The organism is Bacillus sp. JJ1609 (assembly GCF_036967045.1).
GTDB lineage: Bacteria > Bacillota > Bacilli > Bacillales > Cytobacillaceae > Mesobacillus.
Map to the genome: position 1 here is coordinate 41,386 of NZ_JBALSS010000026.1, position 6,808 is coordinate 48,193.

The window sequence follows — 6,808 nt, forward strand, 5'->3', positions numbered from 1 at the left end:
GAACGAAAATCAACAGCCTAGTTTAGCAGAGCAAACCAAAACTAAGGCCGTGATGTTATGAATGTAAGTGGAACGACCATGCAATTAAAAACACTCAACAAGAAGCGAGTGCTTCAATGCATTCAGGAAAATTCACCAATCTCAAGGGCTGAAATAGCGGTGAAAATGAATATTAGCAAGCCGACTGTCTCTATATTAGTCGATGAATTGATTCAGGAAAAATGGATTTTTGAAAAAGGGATTGGCGAGTCGACCTCGCAGGGCGGGAGAAGGCCCATCCAGCTATGCTTCAACGAAAAAGCAGCGTACATCATTGGAACGGACATTGGTGGAACGAAGGTAAAGACGGTGATCTGCGATTTGAATGGAAACATCGCAGCAAGCAGCAGTTTTAGCACCTGCCAGTATCTTGAGACAGGTTTGCTGAAGCAGATTGCGAAAGAAATTGAAGGCATGATCAAAAAAGAAGGAATCGATTCCGGAAAAATTTTAGGCATGGGGGCTGGGGTGCCTGGAATCACCGAGACAAAAAGCGGAATGGTCATTGAAGCACCAAGCTTGAACTGGGTCCGCTATCCTTTCCTGACCGAAGCACAGCGTTACATTCCGTTTCCGGTCCATGTAGACAATGATGTCAATGTCGCCGCACTTGGAGAGCAATGGATCGGGAATGCGAGAGACAAGCAAAACGTCCTGTTCATCGCGGTTGGAACGGGAATCGGAAGCGGGATTATCATCAACAATCAATTATATCGCGGCTCATCAAGCGCTGCCGGTGAAATTGGCTATATGGTCACTGACAAAAATGATATGAAAAATGAATTCAGGCCGATTTTTCATCGATATGGGTATCTTGAAAGCGTTGCTGGAGGGAAATCGATCGGAGACAGGCTGACAAAGTGCGTCCAGCAGGAGCCGGATCATCCCATGCATCAGCAGGCTCTCGCATCAGAGCTTCCGGGGGAAATGGCATTCAAATTAGCGAAGACAGGCGATCAGCTTGCACTCAAAGTGATTGAAGAAGCAATCGAACATTTGGCCTATGGAATCGTGAATGCTGCTAGTTTGCTAAATCCAGAGGTTGTTATTTTAGGAGGTGGTGTATTAAAATCATCGGAATTCATCCTGCCGAAGCTGCAGGAAATCGTGAACCAATACCTTCCTAGTTCAGTCCAGCTGAAGACGTCCCAACTGGGTGACAATGCAGGGGTCTTAGGTGCAGTGTCACTTTTCATGAGGGAGCACGAAAGTTTGATTAAATACCATTAATGAGGGGGAAATTTTGTGAAACACAAGAAAAAGGTTTCGATTATTACCGCATTGACTTTATCTGCATCGCTCATGCTCGCAGCGTGCAGCTCTGAAGAAGGTTCAAGCAAACCAGCGTCCGGAGACAATGGATCCAAAGAGAAGCTAGAAGAAAAAGTGGTCATTTATTCTCCGCATGGAAAAGATATTTTATCAGAATTCGAGAAGCAGTTTGAAGAAAAATATGATGTCGATGTTGAGTGGCTGGATATGGGCTCCCAGGAAGTCCTTGACCGCGTCCGTTCCGAAAAGAACAATCCGCAGGCAGACGTATGGTGGGGAGCTCCTTCCGTTATGTTTGACCAGGCTAAGGATGAAGGACTGTTGAAGCCTTATGAGCCTTCGTATTCCGGTGCACTGGGTGATGGCTTCCATGAAAAAGACTGGAACTGGTCAGGAACAAGCCAGACACCTGAAGTCATCATGTACAACAGCAAAGAGATTACTAAGGAAGAAGCACCGAAGGACTGGGATGAACTGCTTGATCCGAAGTGGAAGGACGAAATCATCATCCGTTATCCACTCGCTTCCGGAACGATGAGAACGATTTTCTCGGCGATGATTTACCGTGATTTTAAAGATTCTCAAGATCCAGCTAAGGGCTACGAGTGGCTGGAAAAATTAGATGCGAATACAAAGGAATACTCCGCAAACCCTGAAATGATGTACAACAAGGTCGCCAAGGGCGAAGGCTCTGTATCTGTCTGGGCAATGCCGGATGTCGTTATGCTGAAGGAAAACAAGAATTATCCATTTGAATTCATTGTTCCTGAAAGCGGAACGCCTGTATTGACAGAAGGGATCGCTTTAGTCAAGGATGGCAAGCATCCTAAGGCAGCGGAAGCATTCTATGAGTTTGTTAACACTCCTGAAGCAGCAAAGCTTTTAGCGGAAAAATACTACCGAATCCCAACTCGTGATGATGTGAAGGATTTGCCTAAGTGGATCACGGAAACAGAAATCAAGGCGATGGATATCGACTGGAAGGTGTTCCAGGATAACAGCGATGCGTGGATGAAGTATTGGGATGAAAACATTAAGAGCGGAGATAAAGAAATCAAAGAATAGGAAGTGTGCGGTATGGCGTCGATTAATATAGAAAATGTCCAAAAAGCCTTCGGTAAAGTCATTGCAGTGGATCATCTGAACCTGGAAATCAAGGATGGCGAATTCTTCACCTTCCTCGGGCCAAGTGGATGCGGCAAGACAACAACCCTCCGGATGATCGCTGGATTCTATTATCCTACCAAGGGTGTGGTGCGATTTGGCGATAAAGATATGACGCGTGTACCTCCTGAAAAAAGAAATACGGGCATGGTTTTCCAAAACTATGCCCTTTTTCCTCATATGACGGTATTCGAAAATGTAGCTTTTGGATTGAGGGTGCGAAAAATCGCCTCTGGTGAGTTGAAAGCACGGGTCCAGGATGTGCTTCGTAAAGTAAGGCTCGATCAATACGCGGAACGTCAGGTGAGTCAGTTAAGTGGAGGTCAGCAGCAGCGCGTGGCACTGGCAAGGGCATTGGTGATCGAACCGGAAATCCTTTTGCTCGATGAGCCGTTGAGCAACCTGGATGCGAAGCTTCGGGATGAAATGCGGGCCGAAATTCTCAGGCTGCAAAAGGACTACAAGATTACCACCATTTATGTTACCCATGACCAGGCCGAAGCCTTGTCGATGAGTGATAGGATTGCAGTTTTCAATTTTGGCGTATGCCATCAGGTAGGAACGCCTTCCGAGATTTATAATGAACCAGCAAATGACTTTGTTGCTAGTTTTATAGGCGAGATTAATCTTCTTCCTGTAAAAGTAGATCAGGTGGACGAGAATCGTGTGAGCGTCTCAGCTGGTGAGGATCAATTTGTTGTACATAATACGCCGTTTAATTTTAACAGGGAGCATAGAGAGAGTGAGTTGGCGCTTTCGATTCGTCCGGAGTCGATCAGGATTCTGGGTGAGAAGGCAGACCGGCCGAATGTGTTTGCAGGAAAGGTGGAGGACGTCCAGTTTTTCGGGACAATCATCAATGTGAGAGTATGTGTGAACGGGTTGCTGCTTGAGGTGAACGTGCTGAATCATGTTTCTGCCAACCTGAAGCCTGGAGCCGATGTGTGGGTCGAGCTGCCTGCCGACCAAATCAGGCTGATCCCGGTGCTGAGCGGTGAAGCGCCATGATGAAGAATCGTGATAACCGGCTGACATTATATCTGCTGATTCCTGTATTGCTCGTGTTGATTGCCTATGTTCTGTATCCTTCGCTGCGGACGATTCTCGAGAGCTTGCGGCTGGATGGAGGAATTGGTCTAGGAAACTATCAGGACTTTTTCACTCAGGAATCGAAGACGAACCTAGAAGCATTGTGGAACTCAGTTTATATTTCCGTGTTAAGCGTGCTGGCCAGTGCGGCGATTGGGATTCCGCTTGCGTTTATTTTTAATCGCTATGATTTCCCAGGGAGGAGCTTTTTCTCGACGGCTGCCATCATGCCGATCGTTCTTCCTTCGTTGGTTGGGGTAATGGCCTTTATGTTCCTTTATGGCGAAACAGGCCTTGTCCCGAACGCGATCAAGGATTTATTCGGGCTTAAGGATGTTCCTTTTAAAATCGGCGGGATTTCAGGAATCCTGATTGTCCACGCCTATACGATGTATGTTTATTTTTACATGACGGTATCTTCGGCGATTAATAAAATTGATCCTTCGCTTGAGGAGTCTGCCTATAACCTGGGAGCAAGCCGCTATCAGGTGTTCTGGAAGGTGACGTTTCCTTTATTGACGCCTGCGATTGTGGCGGCTTCGTTATTGGTGTTCATGATTTCGATGGCTTCGTTCAGTGCGCCGTTCTTACTGGCGGGTGGATTTCGCGTCCTGAGTCTGCAAATCTATTTTTCCAAGATTAATGGTGACATGGAGGTTGCCGCGACTCAATCCGTTATCCTATCGATCGTTTCCATTGTATTCTTGCTCTTCATGCGCTGGTATCAGAATCGGAAGGATTACCGGATGGCCACGAAAGGGATTGGCGCGCATCGCAGTGAAGTGAACAATCCGGTGTTGAAATGGACGATGGTGCTGATTGGTATTGTTGGCGTGATTATTTTATTGCTGCCGCACTTTACGATCCTGCTGCTTTCTTTAGTTCCAGATGGGACGTGGACATGGCAGACGTATCCTTCGGTTTTCAATTTCGAGAATTATCGATTGCTACTTCAGGACCCAGATATCTTCAAACCTTTGAAGAACAGTTTGATTCTGTCGTTCATCGCGACGGCGGGGAACCTGGTGTTTGGTGTGCTGGCTTCTTACGTGCTTGTTAAAAGGAAGTTCATCGGTAAAAGCTTCGTCGACATTCTCGTGATGATTCCATGGGCATTGCCTGCGACTGTTATCGGAATGAACTTGATTTTTGCTTTTAACGAGCCGAACATTTTCTCCTTTGGAAATATCCTTGTCGGGACGTTCTGGATTCTTCCTTTGGCTTATTTTATCCGGCATATTCCATTGGTGGTTCGTTCAACTAACGCGGTTTTGGAGCAACTGGATGATTCTATTGAAGAAGCTTCTAGGAGCCTTGGAGCGAAGTGGTTCTATACATTCAGGAAGGTTATTTTACCGATTATCATGCCAGGTGTACTGTCAGGAACCTTGCTTGCATTCGTGGAATCAGTTGGGGAATTCCCTACGTCCGTGTTGTTGTATACACTCTCAAACCGACCAATCTCGATTGAAATCATGAACCAGCTGCGGATGTTCAATATGGGGCAGGCGGCGGCTTATGGGATGATTCAGATTACCTTGATTGCGGTTGTGCTGCTGATTTCGAATAAGTTTTTCGGGGTGAAGGCGGAGAATTCGTTGTCGTAGGGAAGAAAAGTGAAGGCAGAGTACTCATTTTTTAAAAAGTGCTATCGATGAGTAGATATTCATATGGAAGAGAAGCGGCATCATCATTGCCAGAAATCGGAGATGAAACTATGAACAAGCTAGAAGAGTTTATCAAGAATGAAGGGGCGGCATTTCCAGGAAAGACTTACGTTGAAGAGTTGTTGAAGCCTGTATTCAATGACCAGCGGGACTACTTGTTCCATGTCATGTTTGATATCCATCGGGCGCATGTCATTATGCTGGCTGAGCAGGAGATCATCGAAAAAGATGAAGCAAAAGTGATGCTAGACGGGATTAACAAGGTAGCTGGAACAGATATTGGCGTTTTAAGCTATGAGCCGCAATTTGAGGATTTATTTTTCATGATGGAAGCCAAAATTGGCGAGGAAATCGGTGCCGAACTCGCAGGTAAAATCCATATCGGCCGCAGCCGCAATGATATGGGTGTAGCCATGTATCGATTGGTGCTTAGAGAGCATCTTGTTAATCTGCTGGGAAGTGCCTATCAGTTGAGTGAGGTGCTGCTGGATCAGTCGGAGCAGCACAAAGATACGATTATTACAGGCTACACGCATACACAGCCTGCCCAGCCGACGACATTGGGGCATTATCTACTGGCTATTTATGATGTGCTAGGCCGGGACATTGAGCGGTTGTGGTCAGCGTATCGGACGGTCAACCAGTCCTCACTGGGTGCCGCTGCATTGACGACGACCGGTTTTAGGATTAGTCGGAACCGTACATGCGAGTTGCTCGGGTTTGATAAGATCGTTGAGAATTCCTATGATTCCATCGGCGGGGCAGATTACCTGCTGGAGACAGCTTCTGCTCTAATGACGAGCATGGTCAATACAGGCAGATGGATCCAGGACTTTTTGTTGCATGTCACACGCGAATTCGGCTCGTTTTATGTGGCAGATCCATATGTGCAATGCAGCAGCATCATGCCTCAGAAGCGGAACCCTGTATCGATCGAGCATTCCCGTTCGATTGCGAGCAGTGCCTACGGCGATGCGCTAGCTGCTTTTAATATGGTACACAATACGCCATTTGGCGATATCGTCGACACCGAAGATGACCTGCAGCCACATTTATACCGTGCATTCAATAACGCCAACCGGGTATGGAAGCTGATGTATGCTGTCATTGCCACAATGAAGGTGAATGGGGAGCATACTAAGGAAATGGCAAAGAAATCTAGTATTACTATTACTGAGCTCGCCGATACTTTGGCGCGTGAATACGGGGTTCCATTCAGAAAGGCACATTCGATCGCAAGCTTTATTTCCAAGCAGACGGTGAAGGAAGGCAAGGAATTGTATGAGTGGGATGTTGCTGCGATTAATGCAGTCATTCAAGGGTTTGTAGATGTTACTTTGTCCGAAGCCGAGTGGCAGAAAATCATCTCGCCAGAGTACTTTATTGAGATTCGCAGCCTTCAGGGAGGGCCGAGCCCTAAAGAAGTTGGGCGGATGATTGGGGTTAGGAAAGAAAGTTTGAGGCAGGATCTTGAGGAGTATTCGAAAGTAGTTCATGCGTTAGACGAAAAACGAGAACAGTTAGTTAGTTTCACACTTTAAAGCGGTGGGGGTCAGACCCCCACCGCTTTAAAGTGT

At 46.6% G+C, this 6,808-nt stretch carries 5 protein-coding genes; all 5 read left to right on the plus strand.

Annotated elements, in window-relative coordinates; all coding sequences use genetic code 11:
• Nucleotides 1–57 precede the first annotated feature (57 nt).
• The 5 genes from V7654_RS18995 (at nt 58) to argH (ending at nt 6,772) form a co-directional block, all read left to right on the plus strand.
• A complete protein-coding gene (locus V7654_RS18995) occupies nt 58–1,269 on the plus strand; it encodes an ROK family transcriptional regulator (protein WP_335432359.1) in 1,212 nt (403 codons plus the stop codon).
• A gap of 15 nt (nt 1,270–1,284) precedes the next feature.
• Complete coding sequence (locus tag V7654_RS19000) at nt 1,285–2,376, plus strand: extracellular solute-binding protein (RefSeq protein ID WP_335432360.1); 1,092 nt, start codon at nt 1,285–1,287, stop codon at nt 2,374–2,376.
• 12 nt (nt 2,377–2,388) lie between these two features.
• Nucleotides 2,389–3,483: an ABC transporter ATP-binding protein gene (locus V7654_RS19005; RefSeq protein WP_335432361.1), complete on the plus strand. Its 1,095-nt coding sequence runs from the start codon at nt 2,389–2,391 to the stop codon at nt 3,481–3,483.
• The gene (locus tag V7654_RS19010) at nt 3,480–5,171 is read left to right on the plus strand and encodes an ABC transporter permease (protein ID WP_335432362.1); all 1,692 of its coding nucleotides are present in this window, start codon (nt 3,480–3,482) and stop codon (nt 5,169–5,171) included. Before V7654_RS19005 ends, V7654_RS19010 begins: the two co-directional genes overlap by 4 nt.
• Nucleotides 5,172–5,281: 110 nt before the next feature.
• Nucleotides 5,282–6,772 (plus strand): argininosuccinate lyase, encoded by a 1,491-nt coding sequence (gene argH / locus V7654_RS19015; protein WP_335432365.1) that lies wholly within the window; start codon nt 5,282–5,284, stop codon nt 6,770–6,772.
• Nucleotides 6,773–6,808 lie beyond the last annotated feature (36 nt).